This window comes from Okeania sp. SIO2B9, assembly GCF_010672505.1.
GTDB lineage: Bacteria > Cyanobacteriota > Cyanobacteriia > Cyanobacteriales > Microcoleaceae > Okeania > Okeania hirsuta.
On the sequence record NZ_JAAHGK010000856.1, the window covers coordinates 1 to 3,420 of the forward strand.

Consider the following 3,420-nt stretch of genomic DNA (forward strand, 5'->3'; position numbering starts at 1 on the left):
TTACACAACGCCAGTTGTGTAGTATCTCCAATTATCTCATAAGAAATTGTAGCAGCAGTATTATTTGCAAGTTTGATATTGACCAAACCATTTACAGGTTGAATAATGCCAATAGGCAATTGTCTTGTTCCAGGTAAAGGAGCTGTAGAGTCATTAACAATTAATTGTTTTGGGGGTTGACTAGGCTGAGTTTGAACAGTATTTGATGGTGATACAGTAGAAGACGGTTTCTCTGGTGAAGGTTGTTTTGGGAGTTGACTAGGCTGAGTTTGAACAGTATTTGATGGTGATACAGTCGAAGACGGTTTTTCTGGTGAAGGTTGTTTTAAAGGTTGAGAATCAAAACGAGGCAACTGTGCTAGGCTAAGACTAGGTAAAGTTATACTTGATAGCAATATAATTATCAGCCCACAAATTTGCTTGTTTAGTCTGGTATTTATGCTGAATAACTGATTCAAAAACTGCATAATTATTTGCCTAAATAATCTAATTAGTTAAATACCTATTATGATATCAGGAAAATGTTAGAGTAAATTGTTTATGAAAAGTTACGATTGGATTGTAGTTGGTGGCGGAATAACAGGAGCAGCTCTCAGTTATGAATTGGCAAAAAAAGGTTTTACCGTACTCCTGTTGGAAAAATACCCTACTTTAAAAGGTGCAACCCGTTATAGTTATGCTATTTTATCCTACTGGTCTGGTACTACAGATTTGACTAATCAACTTTTTCAGGAAGCAAAAGAACGTCATCATTATCTATCTGAAGAATTAGAAGCAGATACACAATTTCAAGAGTTAGATTTATTGCTAACCATCGCCACCGAATATGACCCAAAAAAAATAGCTACTAATTTCTCTCAGTGTAATATTGTACCTCGCCTAATTAGTGTCCAAGAAGCCTGTGAAATGGAACCCTTACTAAATCAAGAGGCGATCGCAGGAGCTTTAACTGTTCCTAGCGGTCATGTTTCCCCAGAAGCAACAACTTTAGCCTACTGTCAAGCATTTACCAAAATAGGAGGTCAAACTGAAATTGCAGAGGTAACGGGGTTAGTAAAAACAGGCGATCGTATAACTGGAGTCCACACAACTACTCAAACTTATCACGCTGCCAATGTAGTAATTTGTGCTGGTGGAATTTCTCGTCATTTCCTAAAATCAGCAGGCATCCCCACCCGTGTTTACTTCACCCATGCCGAGATGTTAGAAATTCCTCCTGTGGAATTGCAACTAAATACTAGCGTTTTAACAGCAGTACAAAAACGTTTTCAATGTGAAGCTGCTACAAGTACAGTTGAGTTTGAGCAAATGTGGGATGAACCTGGTCACGAATTTGTGCCATTTAGCTTAGATGCTGGTGCAATTCAATTTAAAAACGGTAGCATCAGAATAGGTCAAATTTCCCGCGTACTCACGGACCCCTACACTAAAATCGATCCTACTCAAAGTGAAGTTGCTATGCGAGCAGAGATCGGAAAAGTTTTACCTGCATTAGAAAATTTACCTGCAACCTGGCATCACTGCTTAGTAGCATACAGTGCTGACGACTTACCCCTCATAGGAGCTATTCCTCATCTAGAAGGGATACATATTTTTTCTGGGTTCAGTAGTCCCTTTGTATTTGTACCTCCCCTAGCTAAAAGATTCGCTAATTATGTAGTCGGAGAAAATGATGAAATTATCAAGCAATTATCTCCTCATCGCTTTATCTAACTAATAGACATCTGGTGAAAAATAATAGACTTTTTGCAGAAGTAGGCAACAGCGGTGCGACCCCGCGTCGGCGTCAGACGCAAGGGAATGCGCACCAAGAGAGGCAACAGCTCATCTGGCAACAGGGAAGAAAATTTCTGAAAAAAAACACAAAAAATGATCCATAAGTGTAATTTCCACTCCTATGTCTAATTAGTCCTCTTCATAGTTATATCCTTACCTACATTCCGTAATCTTTTTATGTTACAATGATGGCTCGTTTTAAGCGAATTGTTGAAAAGCATTTAGCAGGTGGTAAACCAACAAAACCACTATTAGATGTGAACTGTCATCATAATTATGCGGAAAAAGAAATACATTTTGGGGAAGAAGTTTATGTAACTCGTAAAGGTGCTGTGCGAGCACAGGAAGAAGATTATGGAATTATACCCGGTTCAATGGGAGCAAAATCCTTCATTGTCAAAGGAAAAGGAAACCATGAAAGTTATTGTAGCTGTAGTCATGGTGCTGGCCGAATGATGTCTCGCACTCAAGCTAAAAAACGTTTTTCTGTTGATGATTTAGTGAAGCAAACTGAAGGAGTAGAATGCTGGAAAGATGGAGGCGTTATTGATGAAATTCCTAGTGCTTATAAGTCTATTGAGGAAGTGATGAATCAGCAAAATGATTTAGTAGAAGTTGTAGCAACTCTTAAACAAGTTGTTTGTGTCAAAGGCTAATTTTTCTATATTTGTTTGCTTGTCTACTTTGCTTATTTGGAAAAAACCCAAAAAGCCTGTTTCTCAAATTTCGGAAACAGGCTTTAATCAATAATAATCTTGGCATCGAGCTATTTTTAAATGGGGGAACCCCCAAAGTATCTTTAGTTTCTTTGTACTGGATCGCTGTTGTTATTTTGTTTGTCTGAGCAATTGAATTTCCTCTTGCAAGGTTTCGAGTTCTTCTTGCTGTTGTTTAACAACCTTAGTTAAAACTGCGATAACATCCATAGTCTTAACTGCCTTGTATTCGTCAGTAGTTATTAACTCTGGAACCTCTTAAGCAATAAAACCAGCATTCAGAGTTTTACTATGATCAGCAATGTAATTATATTTGACTGGGTTGAGGTCTGCTAATATATCAACTGCCTCTTGACTGGACAGACTGGCGATATTTTCTTTTAATTCTTTCGATGAACTCTGAGAAACACTACCTTTCAACCTCAGGTTTCCATTTGGCCAAAAAACAGCTCTTAGGTTTGTAAATTTATAACCTCCATACTAACATAGCAACAAAGTTACTCATTCTATCCTCCTCAAAAAAATTGGACTGATTAGCAAGAAGATATCAATAAATTAAATATTCTAATATATACAAATCTAATATATACAAAAAAAGATGGCAATCCACTACTGCCAAAAACAACAAAGCATCTTTCCCATATATCAGAAAGATGCTTCGCTAAATATTACCCTGGCATCGAGCTATTTTCACATGGGGCTACCCCCAAAGTATCTTCGCCAGCACTACATTTCACTACCGAGTTCGAGATGGAGTCGGAGTGGGTCTATAGCCTCATAGACACCAGGAATACAGGAATCAAAGAAACAAAGAAGGCTGCATAGTCAGAAGTGAAAAGAGAAATGAGGTCAAGTCCTCGGTCTGTTAGTGTGTCTAGGCTGCATACATTACTGCATTTCCACCGAACACCTATCAACGGGTAGTCTT

At 38.1% G+C, this 3,420-nt stretch carries 2 protein-coding genes, 1 rRNA gene and 2 pseudogenes; 2 read left to right on the forward strand and 3 right to left on the reverse strand.

The features are described from left to right. A pseudogene (locus tag F6K13_RS24530) lies at window positions 1-395 on the reverse strand (hypothetical protein); the annotation flags it as partial. Between the two features lie 145 nt (window positions 396-540). On the opposite strand from F6K13_RS24530, the gene F6K13_RS24535 reads away from it, so the two are divergent. Both F6K13_RS24535 and F6K13_RS24540 read left to right on the forward strand, forming a co-directional pair. Beyond that, complete coding sequence (locus F6K13_RS24535) at window positions 541-1,713, forward strand: FAD-binding oxidoreductase (protein ID WP_124146917.1); 1,173 nt, start codon at window positions 541-543, stop codon at window positions 1,711-1,713. 248 nt (window positions 1,714-1,961) lie between these two features. Continuing rightward, window positions 1,962-2,432 (forward strand): annotated as a pseudogene (locus F6K13_RS24540) (RtcB family protein); the annotation flags it as partial. A 318-nt stretch (window positions 2,433-2,750) separates the two neighbouring features. Here F6K13_RS24540 and F6K13_RS24545 read toward each other — a convergent pair. Both F6K13_RS24545 and rrf read right to left on the reverse strand, forming a co-directional pair. Further along, window positions 2,751-2,912: a tail fiber domain-containing protein gene (locus F6K13_RS24545; RefSeq protein WP_161564677.1), complete on the reverse strand. Its 162-nt coding sequence runs from the start codon at window positions 2,910-2,912 to the stop codon at window positions 2,751-2,753. 251 nt (window positions 2,913-3,163) lie between these two features. After that, window positions 3,164-3,281: ribosomal RNA gene (gene rrf, locus F6K13_RS24550) — 5S ribosomal RNA — on the reverse strand. Between the last annotated feature and the right edge of the window lie 139 nt (window positions 3,282-3,420).

Excerpts from the sequence above, each read along its gene's own strand:
- F6K13_RS24535 (WP_124146917.1), top strand. The coding sequence starts at position 541 with ATGAAAAGTTACGATTGGATTGTAGTTGGTGGCGGAATAACAGGAGCA.